Below are 23525 nucleotides of genomic sequence, written 5' to 3'. Positions count from 1 at the left end.
GTCACGGCGCCTTGGGCGGCGTGTCGGTCATAGCCTTTTCGTACCAGGCCCAGAAGGCGATCAGGCTCCCGTGGTCCGCTTCAAGCTGCGGCACGATCTTCGAATCGTGGCCAGGCAAGAACTTTCCGCCGGTAGGGGTGCCACCGCACCGGCAGCCGCAGACGCGGCCCTCATTCGTCGTCATGGTCGGCATCCTGCCGGGTACTCGACCAGTCCCGCCACTATGTGGTGGAGACGGGGCACCCGAAGGTCTCGGTGCATGCCGCCTGCGCTCGCAAGTAGATCGGGCGGAAGACCTTCGCCCGGACCTCTGCTCCGGCTGCCTTCGGATGGGGTGAATGTGCTCGGCGCCGTGTGTTGGTCAACGGCAGACGAGGATGCCGCCGAGGCAGGTGACGTGGAATGCGCCCTCTGCGTGGATGGTCTCCTGCACTCGTTCTCGTGCACGCTCGATTGTCTCCTTGAACGGTACGCCCATCTGGTCGGCCCATGCTTCGTAGGAGGCCAGATGGGCGACCACGGGTGCGGGATCGGCGACTTCGATCACTCCTGGAAGAGGGATCGTCCGTACGTCCTCGAAGACGGCGCCCAGGATGGTGGGGGCATCCTCCAGGGTGAAGCGGGCGGAGAGCTGTACGCGTGCGGGGCCCTCAGGGATGCCGAGGACGTCGCCGGCGGCTCGGCGCCAGAGGTCTTCGAGTTCGCGCTTGTCGGTCCGGCTGTTCGTGGATGCGATGGCGATGCCGCCATTGCTCAGGACTCGGCCGAGCTCTTGGACGGCGCGTGCCTGGTCCTCCACGTGGTACAGCATGTGCATGGCCAGGACAGCGCCCAGTGCCCCGTCGGCGATCGGGAGCCTCTGGACGTCTGCCGCCACGGCTCCTTCGATACCCGTCAGGATGCCGGGAGAGATGTCCATGGGGAGCACGGTCAGGTCCGGCCGGTCGGCGCGTACCCGCTGTATGAACTTCCCGTTGCCGCAGCCCACGTCCGCGACTGCTCCGCGTATGCCAGCCAGCTCGCCCACGATGATGCCGGGGAGGTCGTGTCGTGGGGTCTGCCATTGGTAGAGGGACTGGCGGGCTGCGAGGTGCTGGCTGCTGCCGTACGCCTGGGTGGAGAGCAGGTGTCGGTCGGTCACGGAAGGGTCGTTCGTGGGCTGGGTGGTCATCGCGGCTCCGTGGGTGTGCTGACGAGAGCGGGTCGGGCGGTCACCTCGTGGATGTGCTCCCGGAGATCGACCACCGGCCGTGAGTCACGGTACGGCCCGCTGTCGATGAGCGTGTCCAGTTTGCGAAGCCTGATGGTGATGCTCGCGGTGTACTGATCCGCGCCGAGGACCGCGGCGAGTTCCATACTGGCTCCTTCCACTTCGCCGCTCGCCAGGTATGCGGTGGCCAGGTCCAGATGCGCGGCGTGCAGGTCTCCGGAGGACCGGTCTCCTTCAGCCCCGGCCTGGTACAGCTCCACCGCGCGGTTGGACGCCACTATCGCCCGCTGTACTTGCTCGTCGCCGCCGACGGCCAGCAGCGTGGTGCCTGTGTAGGCCCATTGCTTGGCCTCGGGGAAGGCGAAGACGCCAGGCAGTTCGTCTCGTTCCGCGCTGCTGCGGGCCTCGTGGGCCAGTGCGAGGGAGCGCAACGCGCTGCGGCCGTCTCCGCCGGCTGCGAGGGCGCGGGCCTCCAGACTCAGCAGCCGTGCCGTGATTGTTCCGGAGCCCGGTCCCCGGCCGTCCTCGCAGCCAGCCCGTGCCAGATCTGCGGCCCGCCGGTAGTCGCCCGTCCAGTAGGCGGCCAGAGACTGGAACGAGCGGGCCCAGGCCCGTAGCCTCGGGTGCTCCGCGATCTCTGCGCACTGCACCACGGTCCGCGCATGGGTGGAGGCGGAGGGCTGGTGGCCGAGGTCGAGGGACACGTGTGCCGCGAGGCCGGACAGCCATCCTGCGAGCACGTACAGGTGCCGCGTCTGACCTGGGTGCTGGCGGCCCTCGAGTAATCGGAACACGTCCGTGCGCAGGGCGCGGATCTCCGGGACCAGCAGGGTCAGGGGCCGGCTGACGAAGTCCCTGGCGAGCCGTTCCACGTCGGCGTCGAACTGCTCCAGTACCAGGCCATTGACGTTGGTCGCGGCAGCGTGCCGGGAGAGCCGGGCCGACAGCTCTGTGTCGGCGTAGAGGCTGCTCGCGTCGTCGGCGGGCGCCGATGACGCGTCCTGGGCGGAAGATGCGCCTGCCGCATCTCCCTTCGGGTGCAAACCCAGCTCTGCCTCGCTACCGACCTGGAACACCACGCACAGCGCTGCCCGGTAGTCGCCCGAGGGCCAGGTGATCGCTCCGCGCTCCAGCCGGGAGATCCAGTTCGCGTCGAGCTCGGGGTCACGGCCCGTGGCCGCCAGGACCTGTGCGCAGACCTGCTGGGCGGCCTGTGCCTGCGTCCACCGCTGCTTGCGCCTGAGTCCGCGCAGGGTCTCGTTCGCCATCATCCCGCCGTCCGCTGGTCGAGTTGGGCGCCCGGAAGCCTAGCGGGATTCTGCCTGGTTCGTGCCTACAACGTGCCTAGTGGAATGCCCTGTTCGGGGCTTTGGCAGCGGAGTTGACTGAACTCCAGCCCCGCTCAGACAGCCCCGGGAGAGCCCTCGTGATCACCCACGCAACTCCGGTCCGGCGCGACATCACGTACGACCACGACGAGCAGCAGGCCACCCTGCCGATCGCGCTGCACCGACTCGACGGCACCACCGAGACCACGACCCTGGTCCTCGACCCTGCCCAGCTGGAGGTCCTGTACGCGCAGATGGACCGGGCGATCGGGATGCGGGAGGCGGCTGCGGGACACCCGGCATGACGACCACGCCCGCCACCCAGGAGCCGGTACGCGCGAACACCATGCGCGCCCTGTGCACTCGTGTCCTCACGCCCAACACCTACCGGATACCGGGCGGTGAAGTACGGGAGACCACGGCCCTGCTGCACGGCTACGTCCGGCTCCTGCTCGGTGAGACGGGCGGTGTCAGTCAAGCCTGTACGGATGCTGAGCGGCTCCTGTCGCACGGACCGGGCGAGGGACGGCTCGGGGCCTGGATTCACATGCGGGCCCTTGCCCGTGTCTGCCGTGTCCTGCTGATCGAGCGCCAAGTGCGGCGGCAGCGCAATAGCGCAGCCGCCGGCCGGGCGCCGCAGGACCCGGACGTGGTGGTGAAGCAGTGAGACAGCGGATCGCCGTGATCGTCTACGTGATCCTCTGCAGCGCCCTCGTCGGCAGTCTCCTGTTCGCCACCGAACCCTGACCACCCGCCGCTTGCGGCGGCGGGGCACGGCGGCTGCATCCGCACCGCCGCGAAACCGAAGTGATGGAGGCACGTCATGAACCGACCCAAGCCCCAGACGAAGCCGAGCGCGCCCGTGACCGCGGAGGCGGTCCGCCGGCTCCAGCAGCGCGTGACGGCGTTCGCCGCCACCGGCACCACCCACAACTCCCCGACCACCTACCACCGGTAGGCCCTGCCGGTCCGAAGACACGTGCGGAGGGGGACGTCCGCTGTCCCCCTCCGCACCACCCCCGCACCCTTCCTGACCGCGCAAAGGAGTTCGTCATGGCAGCAGCCCCCGTCGGCCTGGAACTGACCTTCCTCGGCCACCAGACCTGGCACATTTCCGACGGTCTCTCCTCCGTCCTCCTCGACCCGATCCTCGCGCCCGCGTTCGGAGCCGGGAGCCTGGAGTTCGAGATCTGGCCGCCCCGCGCTGTGGACACCGAGGGCATGCCCAGCCCCAACGCGGTGATCCTCAGCCACGAGCACCTGGACCACTTCCACCTCCCCTCGCTCGACCTCCTCGCCCGCACGGTGCCCGTCTACACCGGCACCACCACTCCGGCCGCCGTCACCGACGCCATCGAAGCCCTGGGCTTCACTGTGCACCGCGTGGACCACACCCAGCCGCTGAACGTCGGCGACATCGAGATCACCCTCTACCCCGCCGGCGCCCGCACCCTCTTCTGGGAGAAGCGCGTCTCCCAGCCCCTGGTCCGCCTGGCCGGCACCACCGGCAACGACGTCTTCATCGGCGTCGACGCCGACGTCTCCGACCTCTACATCGAGCAGCTGGCCCAGGGCACCCTCGCCCCTCCCCGGCTCGCGGTGGTCTCCAACAACGCCCAGACCGTCCCCTACGGCGCCCTCGGCGCGGACAACAACCTGCTGCCGGGCATGGACGGCCCCCGCAACCGCACCACCGGGATCCAGATCCTCAACGGGCTGCTCATCGACTACCTCAGACCCCTGGACGGCGTGCGGGACGTCGCCCTGTGCGGCAACGGCTTCACCGCGCCCCGCAGCCCCCACGGCCCGTTCCTCTACGCCGATCACAAGGCCCTGGCCGCCACCGCCAACAAGCTCCAGCACCTCTTCCGCGTCCACGGCCCCCGCCCCGGCGACCGCCTGACCGTCCCGGCCAGCGACGGCCCGATCACCACCTCCCGCGTCCCCTGGGTCACACCCGACCCCGTGGCCGAGAAGTCCGCGCTCGCCGCACTCGCCGACTTCCTCGATGCCCCGCAGCACGTCGAGCCCACGCCGATCACCCCGCCCCTGGCCGAGGAGGAGTGGCAGAAGGCCGACGCCCTGGTGGCCGAGGAGCTGCCCCAGCTCGCCCGGGAGCTCATCGCCACCCGCACCGGCGCCCTGGCCACCAGCATCCACGACTACCTGGCCGGCCCCCTCGGAGGGCACCGCGCCGTCCTGCGCCTCCTCGACCCGCCCGGCCGCCCCGGCGAGATCGACTCGTACGCCTGGAACATCACCGGCCCCACCTGGGACAAGGTCGCCACGACCAGCCGGGAGGAGGCCATGGCCGCCTACCCGTTCGGCATCGAGATCTACTTCCAGGACTTCGCCGCCGTCTTCCTCGGCCGCGCCCAGATCTGGGACGTCGTCGGCGGCTCGTACCAGGGATGGCACATCGGCGAGAACCTCGACTCCCCGGTCTACGCCCTCTTCGCGATCTACGGCGAGCACCAGCGGCCCGACCTCGCCGCCCGCTGCTACGCCCACAGCCTGGCCGCGCTCGGCATTCACCAGGAGACCGCCGCATGACCACTGCCCCCGTCGGGCCGCTGGACGGCGCCGCCCGCACGCGGCCCGACGGGTGGCTGGCCAACCCGCTCACCACCGACCCCGTCATCGCCGAGCGCCAGGCGTACGTAATCCTCGCCCGGCACCACGCGGGCGAGCCGGGACCGGTGCGCTGCCTGACCGCCCGCTACCGCACAGCCGTCTTTGCCCTGGGCGTCCCGCCCCGCCGGGTCCTGAAGCGCCACGCGGACGAGGCCGGATACCTCGGCGAAGTCCTCGCATACGAACTCCTGGCCGACGAGAACGTTCTGCCGGTACTCCACCGCGCCTGCGACACCTCCCGCACCCTGCTGGTCGACCACCTCGACGAGGCCGTCATGCTCGTGGGCACCGACGCCTTCGACGAACTGGTTCGGTCGGTCGCCTTCATCCACACCGCCTCCGCCCGCTGGCAGCCCGAGGTCGCCGAAACCATGGCTCGCTGGGATGCCAGAACCGCCCTCGATGCCCCGTCCCCGAACTGGATCAATCGCCCCGACGACTGGCGCCTACTCCTCCAGCGCGTCACCGACGCCCACGGACCCGGCCACGTACCGCTCGGCCACCTGGACCTCAAGCCGGAACACGTCCGCCGCCGCGCCGACGGGCACCTCGCCCTCATCGACGCAGAAACCCTCCGCCCGGACATCACCGGGCTGCCCGACCTGATCACCCTTGCCCACATGGCGGACCAGCAAGGACACCCGTCCCCGCGCTGGGTACGCCACGCCTACCTGCACCACGTACGCGAACTCGGCGCCCAGTGGAACGATCACGACCTCATACGCGCCCTGGCAGCGTTCGCCGCTGCCACCGGTCTGCGTTCCCTGCACGGCGCCCACGAGTGACCACCCCGGCGGTACCGTGCCACTTCCCGACGCAAGGAGAATCCCAAGTGCGCGGTATCCGCACCGTCATGGTCTTCGTCGACGACCCCGAAGCCGCCGCCCGCTGGTGGGGCGAGATCTTCGAAGCCGAGGTCAAGCTCGACATCAACGGCACCTCCGTCTACGCCTGGCTCGACCTCGACGGACTCGAGTTCGGCTTCCACCCCGCCTCTCCCAAGGCCAACGTCCACGGGCGAAGCACCGTCCCGTACTGGTCCGTCGAGAACCTCGACACCGAACGCAAGCGCCTCCTGGAAGCGGGCTGCACGCATCACCGCGGCCCCCTCGATGTGGAGCCAGGCCGGCGCATCTGCCAGCTCATCGACCCGTTCGGCACGGTCTTCGGACTCGACGGGCCCTGACCCCTCGGAGCCCACGCATGCGCCACTGGCCCCTCACCGCCCTACAGCTCACCACCGCCGACCTCGTCCTGCGCCTCCCTTCGGACGACGATCTCGACGCGCTCGCCCAGGTGGCCGCCGACGGGGTCGTCCCCGACGGCGCCGTGTATTTCCCGCAGCCCTGGGCCTCCGCCCCGCCGGCCGAGAGGGCCAGGAGCGTTGTACAGAACCACTGGTGGGCGCGAGGCGACTGGGCCCGCGAGAACTGGCGCCTTCTCCTGGCCGTCTTCCTCGACGGCCAGGTCATCGGCCAGCAGAACCTCTCCGCGCGTGACTTCGCCACCACAGGCGAGGCCCGTACCGGCTTCTGGCTCGGTCGTCGCTTCCAGGGCCAGGGCTACGGCACCCAGATGCGCGCCGCCGCCCTGGCCCTCGCCTTCGACGGCCTCGGCGCCGAACGCGTCACCTCCACTGCCTTCGCCGACAACGCCGCCTCCCGGGCGGTGTCACGGAAGTTCGGCTACCGCCCGAACGGTATCCGCCGCGTTGCTGTCGACGGCCGCCCTTACGACGTCCACGAGAAGGTCATAGAGGCGGCCGACTGGCACGGCCACACCAAGGCGATTCCCGTCGACACTGCTGGCCTGTCCGGTTGCATCTCTTCCTTCTGTTGACGGGAGTGGATTTGTTCACGAGGGAACGTGAACAAATCCATGGGAGCCTGTCCGGAACGACGGGAGGCACTTGTCCCTGGACAGCGAAGTCAGTCGAAGGCGGCTCTCTGATCTGCGACGACTGGATTGAATGTCAGAGTCACCGCGGTCAGGGTCGTGCATGTGGAAGCAGGCGCTCAAGCTCGTCACCAGCCTGGCGGCACTGGTCCACGCGGCAAGGCGTCAAACCGAGGGCCGCCGCTTCGGACTCGAAGTGTGTTTGGAACGAGTCAGGATGCCGACCTGTACCGGAGACTCGGCCGCAGGCCAGGCTGTGGTGGTAGATCTTGAGGCGGGCGCCGAGGGTGGTCCGGATCCAGACTACGGGGTCGTTCCAGTGGGCCCTCAGGGTCGCCTCCCGTGCTTCGAGGGCTTGGCGTTCGCGAGGGATCGGGTCGAGGGCGGTGTCGAGTTCAACGTGCGCCAGCTCTCGAAGACGCCGGCTCTCTGGCATGTTTTGGAACCGGAGCCGGTCGGCGTTGGTCTCGTGAGCAATGCACCGCTCGTGGATGTCCTGTGCCGCCTGGCCGCGCCGCCGCTCGTAGGCTTCCCGGTCCGCGAGGAGCTGCTTGAGTCGACGGCCTCGGTGTTCGTTGCGCCAGTCGAGCAGAGTCGAACTAGTGACGACGATGTCCATCGCGATGATCCCTCTCTCGCACGTTGTGCGCGCAAGCGCACGACGTGATCCCCACTGGAGAGCCATCCGGCACCCCAGCGCTCACCTCACACGACAACGTTTGCTGGCCAGGAACCTGTAACGACTACGTTCGCTGTCAGAACGCCTCGATTGGATGACAACGGACAGCACTCACCCTTTCCACTCTCTGGCGGTCCTGGAGGAGTAGACGTGACGCAGCAGAACGCTGAGGAGCGACCGGGCATCGCCGCGGCCATCGTGGTGCACGAAGGCCGCGTGCTGATGGTCCGGCGGCGGGTGAGCGAGGGCCAGCTGTCGTGGCAGTTCCCCGCCGGCGAGGTCGAGCCCAACGAGGCCTGCGAGGATGCCGCCGTACGGGAGACCCAGGAGGAGACGGGACTCGCCGTGAAGGTGGTGAAGCCGCTCGGTGAGCGGATCCACCCGGCCACTGGCCGGCTGATGTCCTACACCGCCTGCGAGGTGGTCGGTGGTGACGCGCACGTGGCGGACACCGACGAGCTGGCCGAGCTTGCGTGGGTTGCCCACGCTGAGATCTCGCAGTACGTCCCGTACGGGCTGTTCGAGCCGGTGCAGGAACACCTCGACTCGGCGTTGAACCGCTGACGGCGACCATCGGCGTGCAACACATCTGGGGGCCAACGCGTTTCGGCGTTGGCCCCCAGAGTGCTCATGGGGTCAGGATCGGGTCGTCAGCTGCGTGATGAGGGCTCGGGCTTCGGGGGTGAGGCCGTTGATGATCTCCTGGGCGTAGGGGGTGCCGGGTCGGGTCGTGAGGTCGTGGACGGCGGTCCAGTTCTCGGCGATGAGCTGGAGGGCCTGCTGTGCGCGAAGGACGGCCTCATGCCGGTGGGCGCGGTGTTCTTCGGCGCGCTGAGCCGCCTGGCCCCAGGTGATCTCTCCGCGATCCGCGAGCTGGGTGAGGGCGGGCGCGGTGTCCCCGTCGGCGGCGCGGATGGTGTCGGTGTCCCTCACCACCTGGCGGAGGCGGGCTTCGTCGAGGCTGAGGCGGCCTTCGATGACCTGTTCGGCGAGGTCGGGGGCGTGCCGGCGCAGGTGTTCGTGCTGGGCGGTGCTGGCTTCGATGTGGGCTTTGCGTTCGAGGGCGGCTGTGTGGGCGGCGTCGAGTCCGAGTGTTCCGACGCGGACTCGTTCGGCGAGGTCGGGGGCGTGCTGGAGGACGACGTTGGCGGCGGAGAGGCGGCTGCGGCTGAGGCCGTGGTGCTTGGCCAGGGTGCGCAGGGAGTGTCCCGAAAAGGAACACGCCATCGCGGTGATCATGGCCTGCTGGCCTTTGCTGACGTGCCGGCGGATCACGTTGTACGAGACGATCAAGCGGAGCGGATCGCTGTCGTCGGTGGTGAAGCGGGGTTCGACTCCGGCGATCTTGCAGGCGGCGAGTCGGTTGCGGCCGTCGATGAGCATGCCGTCGCGGTCGAGGACGATCGGATGGTGTAGGCCCTCGGCCTTGATGGACTCGGCGAGGTCGAGCAGCTCGTCCTGGTCGAGCATCGGGAGGGAATCGGCGAAGGGGTGGACCTTCAGGGTGTGCTCCTTGCGGGGGTGGGGGTGCCGACGGCATGAAGGTGCCGTGCGGCCTGGGTGGGTGGGGTTGGGCGTGGGGCCCTGGCATCAATGGTCTGGAGGTTCCCCGGTTTGGCTAACCGGGGATCGTCGGCTACCTTCCGACGGCTTCGCCGGCTCATCGCCTACGAGCGGCACGGTTCGCGGCCTGGTTCGCGGGCTGCGCGGCGGGAGCCGGGGTCGAGGCGGGACGGTTGCCTCGGGTGGGTGTGTCGGGGTTGTCGGTGGTGGGCAGGTCGGCCGTGCGGCGGAGGCGCCAGACGAGGACGTCGCTGATGGCGGTGGCGGTGTCGAGTTCCCTTCGGGTGGCGGCCTCGGCCAGGAGGACGGCTGGGTTGTGGCTGGCGGCCTGGGTGTCGGCGAGGGTGGCTGCGAGGGCGGGCCAGCCGGGCTCGGCCAGGATCTGTTCCGCCAGTCCCGGCAGGACCTGGCGCAGGAGGGCCACCTGCCGTTCCCGGACCCGTACGGCCAGGAGCTGGCCCCGCTGGGCGATCACGGCCGTGGGCTGGGCTGAGGCTTGCTGGTAGGCGGCGCGCAGGTGCTCGGCGGTCTGGCGGGCGGCTTCGGCTTGCTGGTCGTGCTGCCGTGCCTGGTGCCAGTGCCGGGCCGCGATGACCGCGAGCCAGATCACGTCGAGCATGATCGCCAGGGCGGCTGCGTCCTTCGGGGCGGGTTCCCGCAGGATCGCCTTGACGGCCCGCCGGTTGGCGTGCGCCTGCTCGTGGCGGGCGCGGATGCGGGAGCGGTTGGCGCGTTCGAACGCGGCTGCAGCCTTGAGGAGCTGCGGCCGTAGGTCGTCAGGGGCGATCAGCGGGAGGGCGTCGAGGGTTTCGGCGAGGACGGCGATGTGTGCCTGCGCGGCACCGTCGTCGCTTCGGGTGAGGAGGTCGGGGATGAGGTCGGTGGCGTCGGTGACCTGCTGCCACGCCGGACGCCTGTGGCCAGCCTGCGGGCTGGGCGGCGCCGGAGCGTCGGTGAAGCGCTCTGCGATCTTGGGGTAGGACAGGTCGGGGGCGAGGACGGAGCCGGAGAACCACACCGGCTGCCCCTCCTTGTTGGTGTCGCCGTCAAGAGCGACCTTGTAGCCGCGCACGTCCCCCGAAGGGAAGTGCTGGATATCGACCAGCACCCCGGCGCCGGTCAGGACCTGGAAGAACTCCTCCGTGCTGGCGGCTGCGGCCAGTGCCGTCCGTACGGTGGTGCGCAGCCTCTCCCTGGGCGTGGTGGCGTGGCCGTTGCGGCGGGCCTTCTCCTGCTCGGCGCGGGTGGGCCGCTTGGCTGCGGTGCGGTCGCCGCGTACGACCTGGCGCAGGCCGTACTCCTTCTCGATCGCGGCGAGTTCCTTGTCAGCGCGCGGGTAGTCGTTCCAGTTGCGAGGTTGGCGGAGGTCGGCGCGGACTTTGGTGGCGACGATGTGGATGTGGTCGTCGGCGTGGCGGACGGCGACCCAGCGGCAAGCGTCAGGGTCGCCGGCGGGGGCGATGCCTGTGGCGTTCAGGACGCGGCGGGCGATGGTGGCCCAGTCGTCGTCCGACAGGATCCGGTCTTCAGGGGCGGCGCGGATCGAGCAGTGCCACACGTGGGCCTTGGGTGCGCGGTCGCCGGCCTGCTTGACGCGGAGGTCGAGGGCGGTGGCGAGCTGGGCGAGGGTGGCGTTCGGGTTGCGGCCGGGGTCGGGGGCGAAGCCGTCCCAGGAGGCGACCTGGTGGGGGTCGGTGTGGTCCTTGGAGCGGACGGTGTCGTAGAGGTAGTTCAGGACGCCTCGGGTGTTGCGGCCGGGCTTGACAATGTTCGCGATCAATCAGACCGCCTTCGCGACGGCGGTCTGGAACGAGGTGGTGTCGATCGCCTTGGCGGCGGCGCCAGCGCGGTCGAGAACATCCCCGACCGCGGCGAGGACAGCGATATCCCCAGGGTGTGGACGGTCGCCGGAGTTCAGCTTCTTGGTGATCTGGTTGAGGTTGTGGCCGATGTAGCCGACCTCGGAACGCAGGGCGGCGAGTTCGTCGATCAGGTCGTCGAAGGCGTTGCGCTGGCCGGGGAGCGTGTGATCACCGTCGATGAAGGCCATGACGATGGCGCCGACGAGGTGGGCGCCGGCCAGGCCCATGCTCTGGGCCAGGGCTCGGATCTCGGTGTGCTCGTCGATGCTGTAGCGGACGTCTACACGCTTCTTGCGCTGCTCAGTTTCACGGGCGCGACGGCGTGCGATGCGGCGGAGCGCGGCTTCGTCGGCGGCTCGCATGGGCACGGCGGCGGTCGTTTCCCCTTCCGGTGCGCCCTCGCGCCGGAGCCCTTCCTCCGCCACCCCCGGGGCGGAGGCTGCGTTGGACCGGCCCTTGGACGGTCCAACGCCATACCTTGCTGGGCCGTTGGGGGTAGTGGTCATGTGCTGCTGGGCGGTGGGGAGTTCGTGGTTCGGGTTGTGCATGGATCGGTTCTCCGTGGGGTGTTGGCGGGGGTGCTTGGTTGTGCGTGGCCCCGTGTTCGGCTGCACGGGGCCACGGGATGAGCCGGAAGGAGGCGGGTGTTCGCTGCCTTGCAGGGGGTCAGACCGCGCCGGTGGGCGAGGTGGCCTCGCCGACTCCGTCGAGCGGCCCGGCCTCGAAGCCGTCGTCCGCGACGGGGTCGGCCTGGCCGGTCCGGTCGGCCTGCAGCTGGTCGCGCAGGGGGCGGGCGCGGGTCGGGCCGATCCGTAGTGCGCGGCGCAGATGTTCGGCGGTCAGCTCTTTGTCGCTCCAGTCGGCGGTCAGGGCGCGTGCCTCGGCGAGGATTGCGGCGTCTGTTCGGGTGCGGCCGGTGGTCGGCTTGGCGGCTACGGGTACCCGGCCGGTCGCCCGGCGCGGGGCGGCTCCGGTCGACTCCGCCACGGCAGCCGACCGGGCCGGTCGGGCGGCGGGAGCCGAATTGTCGGCCTCGGTCGGCCCCGTCGAGGGCGCCTCAGCCCCCTTCGTGGAGGTCGACTCGGTCGGCTGCTCGGGGGCCGACTGGGCCTGGTCAGACCTCGACCGTGCGTCCTGCTCGCCGGCCGACTCGTCGGCTTGCTGGATAACCGACTGGTCGGGGGCGGTTTCTGCGGGGTCGGCCGACTCGGGGTTGTGGTGGAGCACCTTCGCCACGAGGTCGGATCCGAAGTAGATCGACCCGACCGGGAGCGAGGTCGCCAGCAGTACGAGGGCCCAGTTCGCGGAGTCCCAGTCGGTCAGTCGGCCCCACTGGACTGCGGTGGTGTGCAGGGCCGGGACGAGGCCGTGCACGTAGTTCAGCAGGAGGCTGGCGATCGTGTAGGCCGCCAGGACCCGTAGCGCGAACGTCCGGTCGGGACCGGTCAGCACGAGCGTGGCGACCAGGGCGAGGGCCATCAGCCCGTCGACCACGATCGGGTAGAGCAGGGCGGCGGTGGAGTCTGCGCCGATGGCGCGGGCCACGTCGGACAGTGCGTTCCACGAGACGCGGAAGGCCATGAGGACGACGGCCACCAGGCCGAGGACGAGGGTGATGCGTCCCTTGCGGGTCACTCGACGGCACCCAGCGGGTGTGGGTGCTCGGCGAGCATCGCCGGGATCGTGGCTTTGTGTGGGGGCCTCGTCCTCGGCGGCCGGGGCGAGTACCGCGATGCCAGCGTGGATGCTGCGCATGGCTGCCGGGGCGCTTGGGGCAGGGGAGTGCAAGGGGTGGTCTCCAGGGTGGAGGCGGGCACGGGGGCGGGTGGCCGTGAAGGGCGTGGACTCGTCCCACTCGTCCCGTTGCTGGTCAGGGCAGGTACGGGTGGGCGCCTGATGTCGGCCCGACTCGTTGCGAGGGCCGGAGTGTCCGGCTCGGGGACGGTCGGTGGGACGAGTGGGGACGGGTCGGTACGGGTGTTGGTCCGCAGGCCGCTCCGAGAGTCCTCGGAAGGCGGCTGCGAGCCGCGCCTGCTGTGTTCGGCGAGGTCAGCAGCGTGGTGATGTCGGGTTGACCCGTTGCAGGGTCCTGACCCGTCCCCGCGCTGACCTGCGCGGGGACGGGTGGGACGAGTCGCGACGGGTTACGCGCCGGTGGCGGGTGCTGCTTCGGGGGCGGGTCGCTCCGGCGGGCAGTACCGGGTCCAGGCGTCGGTGAACTGCGCGAGGGTGAAGCCCTTGGCCTGGTTGCCGCCGGGGAAGCGGCGGTTGCCGGAGCTGATGCCGTAGTCGGTCAGCAGGGCTCGCAGCTTCAGTGGGGTGAGGCCGCCGGAGCTGATCTCGGCCCATGGTGCCTCGGGGTCTTCGTTGAGGAGGTTCAGCAGGTCGGCGGTCCGCAGGGCGGGCGGGTTGCCGACGCTGGCGAAGGCTTTGCGGATGTCGGTCAGGATGCGGATCTTCAGCCCGCCGTCCTGGTCCCGCCCGGACTCGTAGTCCGTCATGGCCTTGCACGCCGTGCGGGCGATCAACGGCCAGCGTCCGCCTGCGAGGTCGGCGACGCTGATCAACGGCTCCCAGGTGTCGGCGGCGCGGTCATCGACCGGGAGCTTGGGCTCCAGTGCGATGGCCTCGTCGCGGACGCTGGCCAGCCAGGCCGCCAGCCGCTCCCGCAGTGCCCTGACCGTCAGGTCGTCGCGGCCGTATCGCCAGGCGGTCACCTTCTCGCCGCCAGCGCGGCGGCGCATGCGGATGACCACCGACCGGTCCATGATCGTGTCGGGCAGGTCCCCGATGCCGGCCAGGGCGGCCATGGCGAAGGTGGAGAACTTCTGCACGTCGTGGTTAGGCCCAGACACGCGCAGGGTGGGGCGGTTGCGCTGGTGGCCCGCGTTGAGCAGACCGCGCATCTCCTCGTTCTTCTCCGCGACCTTCGCCGATCCGAAGATCGTGTCGACCTCGTCCACCAGCAGCGTGGGCGGATTCGCGTCGCCGATCGAGCGGAAGATCGCCGCCGCGGACGCGTTGACCGTGATCAGCGGATCATGGACCGCCTCGATCAGGACCTCCAGCAGCCGCGACTTCCCGCACCGCTTCGCAGGTCCCACCACCGCCAGGCGCGGCGCGTGCTGCCACACCGCCTGCAGATGCGTGGCTGCCGCCCAAAGTGTGGCGGCCGTCAGGGCCTCCTCGCTGGGCATGACCACGTACCGCCGGATCGTGGCCCGCAGTTCGTCCAGGATCGCCGCGCCCTCCGAGGCCGGAATGGCAGGGGCGGCGGGAGGCCCCGGCTCGGCGGGGGACTGAATGGCCGCGCTGGGCTGCCCGTCCTCCTCGTCGTGCAGGTGGGCGCCAGGCTGGCCGGGGACAGCGACCGCCGGCCAGGCGGTGGGAGCGGTGCTGTGGGATGGCGTGCTCGGGGTGGATTCGGTCATACTGGGTGACGAGCTCCTCAGGTTGTGGGCCACACGGGACGGCAATCCCGGTCTTGCAGCCAGTCGTTCAGGGATGGGCGGCGTGAGGTTTGCGCTTTGAGCCCCTCGGTGTCCGTTCACCGAGGGGCTTTTTGTGTGTCTGCGGCCGATGCGGACCTCCAGCAGTCATGTATAAGTATGCGGTGCCACTGCAAAACCATACCATAATCTGCGACACGTAGGGAGCTCTGCCTACCGCAGATTCCATGGTATGGTTTTTCCTGTCGCTACAACTCGGTACCGACGACTGCAGGACGCGGAGGTGTGATGGCCCAAGACGATCACCAGGGACGCGATGAGGAGGCACCAGAGGGTGTGCTCCTCAGAGGCGAGGACAACGTCGCCACGCGGATCAAGGTCGAGCGCGACAAGAGAGGTTGGAGTACCACTTTGGTGTCCGACCTGCTCAACGAGGCCGGCTACGAGATGAACCCGTCGGCCGTGTGGCGCATCGAGAACCGCAAGCGCCGCATCAACCTTGACGAGGCCATCGGCTTCGCGGACATCTTCGACCTGTCGCTGTCCAACCTGGTCGGCCCGCCCACGCTGGCCGCCGGCCCGGCCCTGGAACTCATCGACGCGGTGATCGCCACCAACGCGACCGCCCAGCGCGCCCAGCACGCCTACAGGCGCGCCACCGACGAACTGGCCGCCTACCTCGACGAGCACCCCGAGATCCGCGAGGAAGCCGACGTGATGGTCAGCAACGCCATCGCCGAGAACACCATGAAGATCAACCAGGAGCAGTTCGGCCCGCCATCAGGCCCGTAACAGCCGACCGCTCCACACGCCGCCCTGGGCCCGCAAACCCCCAGACCACGGCTGTACTGCCTGTCCCATCCCTGAACGACACACAGGCCCGGCTATCAGGGGGTTGCCGCCCCCGCCCAAGTTCACCCAGCCGAGGCCAGATCCGGAGCACTGCTTGCGCCACACGGCGATACCCCACACCTCCGCCCAGCGTTCCCGCACAGCGAAGGAGGTGACCACCCCCGACACCTTCCTCACCGTGGAACAGGCAGCCGAACGCCTCGGCACCGGCGTGCGCTTCATCCGGCGCCTCATCTCCGAACGCCGTATCGGCTACGCCAAGTTCGGCAAGCATGTCCGCATCGCCGACAGCGTCCTGACCGCGTACATCGAGGAGCAGACCGTCGAACCCCTGCGCGGCCGACAGGCGCGCTTCGGGCTGGTGGTCTGAGTGACGCGATCCCGCAGAAGGGCACCGCGCCGCAGCTTCGGCGCGATCCGCAAACTGCCCTCGGGCCGCTACCAGGCCCGCTATCCCGGCGCGGGCGCCATCCTGCGCGCGGCCCCGCAGACGTACGAGACCAAGCGCGACGCTGAGGTGTTCCTCGCCCAGATCCAGGCCGACCAGGCCAGAGGCGACTGGATCGACCCGATGGCCGGCGAGGTGCTGTTCGCGGAGTACGCCAAGCGCTGGATCGACGAGCGCGGCATCGCTCCGACCACCGAGGAGCTGTACCGGAGGCTGCTGCGCCTTCACCTGGAGCCGACCTTCGGTGAGCAGCACGTCAACACCATCAGCCCGGCCAAGGTCAGGACCTGGCGCGCGGAACGGCGCAAGGCAACGGGGGCCACCACCACGGCCAAGGCATACCGGTTGCTGAAGGCCGTCATGCAGACTGCGGTCGAGGACGAGCTGATCCGCCGGAACCCCTGCTCCATCCGCGGGGCGGGGCGCGAAGACGCGGACGAGCGGCCCGTGGCCACCGTCGAGCAGGTCTTCGCGCTCGCCGAGGCCATCGGGATCCGCTGGCGGCTGATGGTCCTCCTCGGAGCCTTCGCCTCGATGCGGCCGGAGGAGCTGGCGGAGCTGCGCCGCGCCGACATCGACCTCGACACCGGCTCGGTCCGGGTGCGGCGTGCTGCCCCGGAGCTGAACACCGGCCGGAGGGTAATCGGTGATCCCAAGTCCCGCGCGGGCAAACGGGAGATCATGCTGCCCGGCTTCGTCCTCCTCGACGTCCGCCGGCACCTGGAGTGGTTCGCTCAGGACGGGCCCGACGGCCTGGTCTTCGTGGGGGAGAGGGGAGCTGCCCTGCGGGGTACCTCCTTCGGCCGGAAGTGGCGCAAGGCCCGCGACGCGGTCGGCATGTCCAAGGAGTTCCGCTTCTACGACCTGCGGCACACGGGCAACACCCTCGCCGCCGACACCGGCGCCAAGTTGAAGGACCTCATGGTCCGCGCGGGCCAGTCCTCCGAGCGTGCGCAGCTGATCTATCAGCACTCCACCAGGGAGCATCAGCGCAAGCTCGCCGCCGACATCGACACCAGCGTCCGCAGCCAGCGGACGCCAGCAGACCGTCGGTTGGGCACTGGCGCGACCGCCTCCGACCACAAGATCGTTCCGCTGCCCCCGGCTCCTGCCGCCACGGCTCGGCGGAGGTGACGTGCAGGGGGTGCGGTCCGGCAGCAAGCCGGACCGCACCCCTGCGTTTAAGCGATCGATCCCAGCTACCTGGCGCCCTTGAGGAGATCTCCGAATCCCGAGCCCGAACAGTAGGTGGCCGCCCGCGCCTCTGCGTCCGCATTGCGGTCTATGACCGCTTTTTCAGTGTCATCGAAGATGTAGCTGGAGGCATGGTCAAGGTTTTCCCGATCAAGGATCTTGGCCGCATTGATTGCCTCGGAGCCTGCTTCTTCAGCGCGGTCGTACTCCGCCCATTCGATGTTCCGCCAATCGCTCGCGTCGACGCTGCCAGCGCTCGACAGCATCGCGTTTCTGGCACCCTGCCACGCCGCGAGCTTGACGCAGTAGTCCCGCTGCCACGCTGAAGCCTGTGCTGGATCGTACGAGGAGCAACTGGTCGCCAGCGTCGACGCGGCGAGGACAGGGAGCAACGCAGAAATCGTCCGGAGTGCCTTGCTGCATCCGCCGCTGTCCCACCACATAGATCAATTCCCCCTAGAACACCGGCCGATCGTGGAGCACAGAGAAGGGCGGCGACGCCCATAGGCCGCGCGAGTGCGACCGAGCTCTATGACGGCCCGCCCAGGCCACGGAGCACGTCACCGACGCTCTGGCAGGAGTCGACTCTGTGCTGGGCGCGGCGCGCGCGTTCCTCGGGGTCTCGTACGAAGAGCGCCTGGCGCCCGGGGTGGTAGGTGCTCACCACCTTCACGCTCCGCTCACGGACCGCTTCGGGGTGCGTCTTGAGTAGCCGGCGCCACGCGTCCTGGGCTTCGCTGCCCTGGAGAAGCACGACCTCGATCTTCGGCATCAGCCCCAGCAGCTGCTTCAGGACCTCGACGCCGGCCTGGAGCTCGGCCGCCTTCGGCGAGCGGTTGATGTACCAGGGGTAGGCGTTCCAGGGAGTGACGTCTCGCGGCGCGATCCCCGCCCCCTCGAAGAGCTGGACCTGCAGCTCCGCAGTCGGGTCGTCGTTCTCCACACACAGGAATCCGGAGCCGACCCCTTCCTGTGTCTTGGGCCCCGGATCCCGCAGGATCGATAGGGCGCGCGCGTCCGCTCCCCCGTGCCAGGGGGCGACGTGCGGCATCCAGCCACGCCCGTCCTGGTCGCGCAAGGCGTCGACCATCTCATTGATCGGCCGCACGTGGGGGGCGTAGCGCCCCTGCTCCTGCTCTATCCGGAACGCCTCGTCGCGCATTCGTCTCGCCATGTCTCCTCCAGCACCCACTCGCACGATCGCGGGGAAATCGGAAATCGGGAACGTCTGACAACAGCACGGCACCGCTCGATCGATCCCGTTCTCGCAGGCGGAGAGAACCATTCGCCACTCGGCCACAGTTCCACGGGGCAGGGCGAACGAGGCTCGGGGCCGCGAAGGAGGGCAAGCAGCGTTCGGCGGGTCCTATTGGAACAGTGTGCCGCCGGGCACGCGTTCCACGTCGGTGACCTTCAGTTCGGCAATGTCCGCGATGGTGCCGTTGGACACCCCGTTCGGGACGATCAGCTGCTCCGGCTGGCGGTTGGTCTTGTCGGGGCCGAGTCGTTCGGCGTGGGCCTCGGTCTCGCCGAGGAAGTCGCCGTCCTTGTCGTACGCCTCGATGGTGACGCGGTAGTCGGCCGCGTCCTTGCCGAGATTGGTGATCGAGAGGTCGTACAGGTACACCGGCCCGCCACCGAAGTCAGGGTCGGCGTGCCCGTTGGAGATCTTGACATGCTTCAGCAGCTCCTCGCGGGCGCCCGGCTCGATGCCGCACAGCTTGTCCCAGGCGTCCAGGACCTCAGCGAACTGCTCCGGGGTGGCCTTCTGCCCGGTCGGGGAGCTTTTCAACGACTGCTCGCGGTCCTTGCGGCGCCCCGAGCACTCGGTTGCGTACGTCTCTGTCATGGCCTTGAGGTCTTGTGCGGACATCGCGGCTATCTCGGCCCGCTTGGGCGTGTACTTCCACACGACGGCCAGGAACTGCTTCTGCCCCTCGTCCAGCAGCCGGTCGTTGTACGTGGCCGACGGGGACGGCGCCGCGCTGCCGGCGGCAGTGGTCTTGGCCTTGTCGCCGGTGTCGCCGTCGCAGGCGGCCATGGCCAGAACCAAGCCCGCGGCGAGGACGGCCGCGACGGAAGTGCGATTCAAGATGCTTCCCCTCACTGGGCTGCCCGGTCGGCCCGCACCTCCGGGTAGGTCCGTGGATCGTACCGGCCGCCGGACGGTGTACGGCAGGTCATTCCACGAGGAAGGAGGGGACTCAATCTGACGCCCCGTTAGGGAAGTTATGGCACGCGAATGGCACGCGGGCCCAGATAGGTCTAGACAACAAACAAGCCCCAGGTTGCTGACCTGGGGCTTTGCCGTGGAGCGGATGACGGGAATCGAACCCGCGCTATAAGCTTGGGAAGCTCATGTTCTACCATTAAACTACATCCGCGCAGCCGTCCAGTTGCCTGGAGCGCTATCGTTTCTCACCCTACCCCATGATCGACCCCTGGTGAATTCGCCCCGGGAGTGGTGTCGCGTGCGGGGTGCACGGAGGGTCGTGGGGGCGGGAGTTGGGGCGTACCTTGTGTGTGCGGAGCGGCGGCTGGAGTGGGTCTTGTTCATCCCCTAATGTGGCGATTCATCGCAGTACGGCTGGTTGGGGAAAGGGACTCGATGGAGCACACCGTCGTCCGTTGTGCCGAAGGGCACGTATTCAGCACCGCTTCGTTCCCGCTGCAGCACCTCGGTGCCGGTCGGATCGGGCCGGGGCGGCTGCTGCGGTGTCCGCGCTGTGCGCGGCTGCGGCATGCCGTGCCCGTGGGAGCGGCGTCGAAGCGGTAGACATCGGCGCGCGGGGTTCCGCCTCGATTGGGGCGGCCCGCGCGCTCTGCGTATCCTCGGGACGTGCTTCTCTCTGATAAAGACATCCGGGCCGAGATCGACAGCGGACGGGTTCGCATCGACCCCTTCGACGAGTCGATGGTGCAGCCCTCCAGCATCGATGTACGTCTCGACCGGTTCTTCCGGGTCTTCGAGAATCACCGCTACGCCCACATCGACCCCGCCACCGAGCAGAGCGATCTGACCCGGATGGTCGAGCCGGACGGTGACGAGGCGTTCATCCTGCACCCGGGTGAGTTCGTACTCGCCTCGACCTACGAGGTCATCTCGCTGCCCGACGACATCGCCTCCAGACTGGAGGGGAAGTCCAGTCTTGGCAGGCTGGGGCTGGTGACGCATTCGACCGCCGGTTTCATCGACCCCGGGTTCTCGGGCCACGTGACGCTGGAGCTGTCGAACCTCGCCACGCTGCCGATCAAGCTCTGGCCGGGTATGAAGATCGGGCAGCTGTGTCTGTTCCGGCTCAGCTCGCCCGCGGAGTTCCCGTACGGGAGCGAGCGGTACGGATCGCGGTACCAGGGCCAGCGCGGCCCGACGGCCTCGCGGTCCTTCCAGAACTTCCACCGGACCCAGGTGAGGCACGAGGCATGAGTGACGGAGCGAGTGACGCAGTGAGCGGCGCAGTGCGCGAGAACCTCGACTACGAGGGATTCGGCCGGGCCGTGCGCGAGCTGGCGCAGACCATCGCCGACGACGGCTACGAGCCCGACATCATCCTGAGCATCGCCCGCGGCGGAGTGTTCGTCGCCGGCGGTCTGGCGTACGCGCTCGACTGCAAGAACATTCACCTCGTGAACGTCGAGTTCTACACCGGCGTGGGCACCACCTTGGAGATGCCGGTCATGCTGGCGCCCGTGCCCGAGGCGATCGACTTCACCGCCAAGAAGGTGCTGATCGCCGACGACGTCGCCGATACGGGCAAGACGCTCAAGCTCGTCCACGACTTCTGTCTCGGGCACGTCGCCGAGGTCCGGTCCGCCGTGATCTACGAGAAGTCCCACTCGCTCGTGAAGTGCGAATACGTGTGGAAGAAGACCGACGAGTGGGTCAACTTCCCCTGGTCGGTCGAGCCGCCCGTCGTGCGGCGTGAGGGACAGGTTCTCGACGCCTGAGACTCCGCTGTGCGAGGTGCGTGAGTCGTACGAGTTGTGTGAGGAGGGGCCCGCCGCGCGGTGTTCGTGCGGCGGGCCCCTCCTTGTGCGCGTGTGCGTGCGCTAGATCGTGCCCAGCTTGATGATCGACAGCAGGGCGATCAGCTGGATCGCCGACGCGCCCAGGGCCTTCGGCCACGGCAGGTCGTGCGACTTGCTGATCAGGGCGGTGAAGAGCGCGCCGGCCGCCACCCAGGTGGCCCAGCCCAGGATCTGGACGAGCATGTTGTCGCCGCCCAGGAACATGGCGAAGAGCAGGCGCGGTACGTCCGTCAGGCTCATGACCAGCATCGACAGGCCCACCGTGGGCTGCCACGATCCGTCGCCGCCCAGCTGGCGGGCCAGCGTGTGGGTGACGGCGCCGAGGATCAGGCCGCAGATCACGAAGGCCACGCCCGCCGACAGCACGATCGGGAAGGCGTTGGGGAGGGTGGCGTTGATGACGTCGTTGCGGGTGTCGTCGAAGCCGAAGACCGCGAGCAGCCCGTAGAGGAAGGTCACGATCAGCGCCGGCCCCCAGACGGCGTAGTCGCGCATCTGCAGGAAGGTCGGGCCCGGGCGCGTCACGATGCCCCGGAGCAGGTCCTTCCACGGCAGCCGCGGACCGGCGGGGGCGGCGGCCTGGGCCGCGCCCGCCTGGTAGGTCCCGCCCTGGGTGTACGGGTACGGGTCCTCGCCGATGGAGAAGGCCTGGGTGTACCCCGGGGAGTCGCTCGGGCCGCCGGCTCCCTGGTGGGGACCCTGGCCGTAGCCGTATCCCTGACCCTGGCCGGCGTTGCCGCCGTGCGGGTCGAAGTATTCGGGCTCGCCGTGGCCCCCGGGAGCGGCCTGCTGCGGCCACTGCTGGGGTGCGTAGGGCTGCTGGCCGTACGGCGGCGGCGCCTGGGGCGCCTGCTGCTGACCGTACGGCTGCTGCCGCGGAGGTTGTTGCGGGGTGCGGTTGTTGTCCCGGCCGCGTCCGATCCTGAATCCAGCCACGTGATCGAAAGTACCCGCTCCCGGGCGGCCGGGGGGCCGGGCCGGGGGAAGAGGCCCCCTTTGCGGCTGAGCTGTGACATCCCCTAGGGGGTACCTGGAGGGGCTTCTCGGGGTGGGCCAGGGGCGGGCCCGGGGCGGGCCCGGAGTGCGTTCCGGGTGGGTTACGTGGCTGCGCGGCAGTCTGCCGGTCACCGTTACATCGCCGACGGAATACGGACATACCGGGTCCGTAGCTTCGTAGACGTAACCACCGCACGCAGCACGAACGAGCACGAGAAGAGCACCGCCATGCGCAGCCCGCACCGTCGTACCACCCTCCGTACCGCCGCCGTCATGGCCGGTGCGGCCGCCGTCCTCGCCCTTCCCGTGGGGTCCGCCTTCGCGGATTCCCCGGCCGTGCCGGACGCGCAGGTCCTGCCCGGCGTCGAGCAGCCGTCCGTGGACCCGCAGCAGCCGCAGGTGGACCCGACCGTGCCGCAGGTTGACCCGCAGCAGCCGCAGGTGGACCCGACCGTGCCGCCCACCACGCCTCCGACCACGCCGCCCGTGACGCCTTCGGTCCGCGAGTACGTCACGACCGTGAAGCTGGCCGACGGCTCGGTCGCCCGGGTCTACAAGTTCGGCGACGGCCACTTCGAGGCCGACATCTTCGCCGGTGGCACCAAGCTGGACACCCTGGTCAGCAAGGACGGCAGCCCTGCCCGCGGTCAGAACAACGGGATGCACGTGGTCCTCCAGCCGAACGGCACCGTCACCTCGTGGATCGAGGGCGCGACCGGGCCGGTCGAGAAGCCGAAGCCCGTGGAGAAGCCGAAGCCGGTGGAGAAGAAGGAGAACTCCGTCCAGGTCGCCATGCCCGACGGGCGCAACGCGCGGCTGATCGACGGCCCGAACGGCAAGCGCGTCGAGCTCTCGATGCCGAACGGGAACATCCTCGGGACGATCGACCTGAAGCACCCGACCGCGACGAACGACGGCTGGACGTACAAGCTCGTCCAGGACGGAAAGCGCGTGAAGTTCGTCGTCATCGACGGCAAGAGCGGTGGCAACAGCTGGGTCTACGACTTCGGCAGCGGCAAGCTGATCGAGACGTACAAGGTCGCCAAGGACACCAAGTCCGCCAAGCCGGTCGAGAAGGTCGAGAAGGTCGAAAAGGTCGAGAAGAAGGCCGTCGAGCGGGTCGTGCCCAAGGGCGGAGTGAAGGCGGGCGCCGAGGGCATGGTCCCGGTGGCGGCGGAGGCCGACGCGCAGACCCCGCTGCTGCTGGCCGCCGGCGGGGGCATGGCCGCGGTGGGCGCGGCCGGGCTGGGCTTCGCGATCCTGCGGCGCAGCCGGAGCGAGCGGTCCTGACCCCGCGCTGCGGTGTGCGGAGCTTTCCCCCACCCCACCCCGCCCCTTCCCGAAACCGGGGCTCCGCCCCGGACCCCGTACGCCGGAACGGCCCG

The 23525-nt window shown here is 69.4% G+C and carries 27 protein-coding genes and 1 tRNA gene; 14 read left to right on the top strand and 14 right to left on the bottom strand.

Annotated features, from left to right (window positions below; all coding sequences use genetic code 11):
• Position 1: 1 nt before the first annotated feature.
• From OG276_RS17215 to OG276_RS17205, 3 genes are all read right to left on the bottom strand, one after another.
• Positions 2-184, bottom strand: coding sequence for a hypothetical protein (locus tag OG276_RS17215; protein ID WP_266906438.1), 183 nt, complete (start codon positions 182-184; stop codon positions 2-4).
• 177 nt (positions 185-361) lie between these two features.
• Positions 362-1171: a class I SAM-dependent methyltransferase gene (locus OG276_RS17210; protein ID WP_266906436.1), complete on the bottom strand. Its 810-nt coding sequence runs from the start codon at positions 1169-1171 to the stop codon at positions 362-364.
• Positions 1168-2481 carry a helix-turn-helix domain-containing protein gene (locus tag OG276_RS17205; protein WP_266906433.1) on the bottom strand — a complete coding sequence of 438 codons (1314 nt, stop codon included), beginning with the start codon at positions 2479-2481 and terminating at the stop codon, positions 1168-1170. Before OG276_RS17205 ends, OG276_RS17210 begins: the two co-directional genes overlap by 4 nt.
• Positions 2482-2636: 155 nt before the next feature.
• Between OG276_RS17205 and OG276_RS17200 the strand changes: the two genes are divergently transcribed.
• From OG276_RS17200 to OG276_RS17170, 7 genes are all read left to right on the top strand, one after another.
• Entirely contained in the window at positions 2637-2843 is a 207-nt protein-coding gene (locus tag OG276_RS17200; RefSeq protein ID WP_266906431.1) for a hypothetical protein, read from the top strand.
• Positions 2840-3205 (top strand): DUF6415 family natural product biosynthesis protein, encoded by a 366-nt coding sequence (locus tag OG276_RS17195; RefSeq protein ID WP_266906429.1) that lies wholly within the window; start codon positions 2840-2842, stop codon positions 3203-3205. Before OG276_RS17200 ends, OG276_RS17195 begins: the two co-directional genes overlap by 4 nt.
• A gap of 156 nt (positions 3206-3361) precedes the next feature.
• Positions 3362-3496, top strand: coding sequence for a hypothetical protein (locus OG276_RS17190; protein ID WP_266906427.1), 135 nt, complete (start codon positions 3362-3364; stop codon positions 3494-3496).
• A 95-nt stretch (positions 3497-3591) separates the two neighbouring features.
• Positions 3592-5091 (top strand): MBL fold metallo-hydrolase, encoded by a 1500-nt coding sequence (locus tag OG276_RS17185; protein WP_266906425.1) that lies wholly within the window; start codon positions 3592-3594, stop codon positions 5089-5091.
• Positions 5088-5957, top strand: a complete 870-nt coding sequence (locus OG276_RS17180) for a hypothetical protein (RefSeq protein ID WP_266906423.1) — start codon at positions 5088-5090, stop codon at positions 5955-5957. Before OG276_RS17185 ends, OG276_RS17180 begins: the two co-directional genes overlap by 4 nt.
• Before the next feature lie 47 nt (positions 5958-6004).
• Positions 6005-6358, top strand: a complete 354-nt coding sequence (locus OG276_RS17175) for a VOC family protein (protein WP_266906421.1) — start codon at positions 6005-6007, stop codon at positions 6356-6358.
• Positions 6359-6375: 17 nt separating this feature from the next.
• Positions 6376-7011 (top strand): GNAT family N-acetyltransferase, encoded by a 636-nt coding sequence (locus OG276_RS17170; RefSeq protein WP_266906419.1) that lies wholly within the window; start codon positions 6376-6378, stop codon positions 7009-7011.
• 148 nt (positions 7012-7159) lie between these two features.
• Here the strand turns inward: OG276_RS17170 and OG276_RS17165 are convergent, their stop codons facing one another.
• Complete coding sequence (locus OG276_RS17165; protein ID WP_266906417.1) at positions 7160-7687, bottom strand: hypothetical protein; 528 nt, start codon at positions 7685-7687, stop codon at positions 7160-7162.
• A 210-nt stretch (positions 7688-7897) separates the two neighbouring features.
• Between OG276_RS17165 and OG276_RS17160 the strand changes: the two genes are divergently transcribed.
• The gene (locus OG276_RS17160; protein ID WP_266906415.1) at positions 7898-8311 is read left to right on the top strand and encodes an NUDIX hydrolase; all 414 of its coding nucleotides are present in this window, start codon (positions 7898-7900) and stop codon (positions 8309-8311) included.
• Between the two features lie 72 nt (positions 8312-8383).
• Here OG276_RS17160 and OG276_RS17155 read toward each other — a convergent pair whose 3' ends face one another.
• From OG276_RS17155 to OG276_RS17135, 5 genes are all read right to left on the bottom strand, one after another.
• Positions 8384-9217: a ParB N-terminal domain-containing protein gene (locus tag OG276_RS17155; RefSeq protein WP_266906413.1), complete on the bottom strand. Its 834-nt coding sequence runs from the start codon at positions 9215-9217 to the stop codon at positions 8384-8386.
• Between the two features lie 190 nt (positions 9218-9407).
• Positions 9408-11090 carry a relaxase/mobilization nuclease domain-containing protein gene (locus OG276_RS17150; protein WP_266906411.1) on the bottom strand — a complete coding sequence of 561 codons (1683 nt, stop codon included), beginning with the start codon at positions 11088-11090 and terminating at the stop codon, positions 9408-9410.
• On the bottom strand, positions 11091-11720 hold the full coding sequence (locus OG276_RS17145) for a plasmid mobilization relaxosome protein MobC (RefSeq protein ID WP_266906409.1): 630 nt from the start codon (positions 11718-11720) through the stop codon (positions 11091-11093).
• A gap of 118 nt (positions 11721-11838) precedes the next feature.
• Positions 11839-12807, bottom strand: a complete 969-nt coding sequence (locus OG276_RS17140; RefSeq protein WP_266906407.1) for a DUF2637 domain-containing protein — start codon at positions 12805-12807, stop codon at positions 11839-11841.
• A 509-nt stretch (positions 12808-13316) separates the two neighbouring features.
• The gene (locus tag OG276_RS17135; RefSeq protein WP_266906405.1) at positions 13317-14603 is read right to left on the bottom strand and encodes a DUF3631 domain-containing protein; all 1287 of its coding nucleotides are present in this window, start codon (positions 14601-14603) and stop codon (positions 13317-13319) included.
• 306 nt (positions 14604-14909) lie between these two features.
• Here OG276_RS17135 and OG276_RS17130 point away from each other — a divergent pair, with 306 nt between their 5' ends.
• The 3 genes from OG276_RS17130 to OG276_RS17120 all read left to right on the top strand — a co-directional run bounded on the left by OG276_RS17130 (position 14910) and on the right by OG276_RS17120 (position 17055).
• Positions 14910-15413 (top strand): helix-turn-helix domain-containing protein, encoded by a 504-nt coding sequence (locus OG276_RS17130; protein ID WP_266906403.1) that lies wholly within the window; start codon positions 14910-14912, stop codon positions 15411-15413.
• Positions 15414-15624: 211 nt separating this feature from the next.
• Positions 15625-15843 carry a helix-turn-helix domain-containing protein gene (locus OG276_RS17125; protein WP_266906401.1) on the top strand — a complete coding sequence of 73 codons (219 nt, stop codon included), beginning with the start codon at positions 15625-15627 and terminating at the stop codon, positions 15841-15843.
• Positions 15844-17055 (top strand): site-specific integrase, encoded by a 1212-nt coding sequence (locus tag OG276_RS17120; RefSeq protein WP_266906399.1) that lies wholly within the window; start codon positions 15844-15846, stop codon positions 17053-17055. It begins immediately after the preceding gene.
• Between the two features lie 65 nt (positions 17056-17120).
• Here the strand turns inward: OG276_RS17120 and OG276_RS17115 are convergent, their stop codons facing one another.
• The 4 genes from OG276_RS17115 to OG276_RS17100 all read right to left on the bottom strand — a co-directional run bounded on the left by OG276_RS17115 (position 17121) and on the right by OG276_RS17100 (position 19499).
• Positions 17121-17507 (bottom strand): hypothetical protein, encoded by a 387-nt coding sequence (locus OG276_RS17115; RefSeq protein ID WP_266906397.1) that lies wholly within the window; start codon positions 17505-17507, stop codon positions 17121-17123.
• Between the two features lie 137 nt (positions 17508-17644).
• A complete protein-coding gene (locus tag OG276_RS17110) occupies positions 17645-18289 on the bottom strand; it encodes a uracil-DNA glycosylase (protein WP_266906395.1) in 645 nt (214 codons plus the stop codon).
• Between the two features lie 192 nt (positions 18290-18481).
• On the bottom strand, positions 18482-19207 hold the full coding sequence (locus OG276_RS17105; protein WP_266906393.1) for a hypothetical protein: 726 nt from the start codon (positions 19205-19207) through the stop codon (positions 18482-18484).
• Between the two features lie 218 nt (positions 19208-19425).
• Positions 19426-19499: transfer RNA gene (locus OG276_RS17100), tRNA-Gly, on the bottom strand.
• 455 nt (positions 19500-19954) lie between these two features.
• On the opposite strand from OG276_RS17100, the gene dcd reads away from it, so the two are divergent.
• Both dcd and OG276_RS17090 read left to right on the top strand, forming a co-directional pair.
• Positions 19955-20542: a dCTP deaminase gene (gene dcd / locus OG276_RS17095; RefSeq protein ID WP_053675430.1), complete on the top strand. Its 588-nt coding sequence runs from the start codon at positions 19955-19957 to the stop codon at positions 20540-20542.
• Positions 20539-21063 (top strand): phosphoribosyltransferase, encoded by a 525-nt coding sequence (locus tag OG276_RS17090; RefSeq protein WP_266906389.1) that lies wholly within the window; start codon positions 20539-20541, stop codon positions 21061-21063. Before dcd ends, OG276_RS17090 begins: the two co-directional genes overlap by 4 nt.
• 102 nt (positions 21064-21165) lie before the next feature.
• Here the strand turns inward: OG276_RS17090 and OG276_RS17085 are convergent, their stop codons facing one another.
• A complete protein-coding gene (locus tag OG276_RS17085; protein WP_266906387.1) occupies positions 21166-22080 on the bottom strand; it encodes a Yip1 family protein in 915 nt (304 codons plus the stop codon).
• 288 nt (positions 22081-22368) lie between these two features.
• Between OG276_RS17085 and OG276_RS17080 the strand changes: the two genes are divergently transcribed.
• The gene (locus OG276_RS17080; RefSeq protein ID WP_266906385.1) at positions 22369-23430 is read left to right on the top strand and encodes a hypothetical protein; all 1062 of its coding nucleotides are present in this window, start codon (positions 22369-22371) and stop codon (positions 23428-23430) included.
• Positions 23431-23525 lie beyond the last annotated feature (95 nt).

Source organism: Streptomyces sp. NBC_00086, assembly GCF_026343255.1.
In the GTDB taxonomy this organism is placed as follows: Bacteria; Actinomycetota; Actinomycetes; order Streptomycetales; family Streptomycetaceae; genus Streptomyces.
Note: the sequence above shows the minus strand (reverse complement) of the source record. Positions and strands in the feature narration are given on the sequence as shown.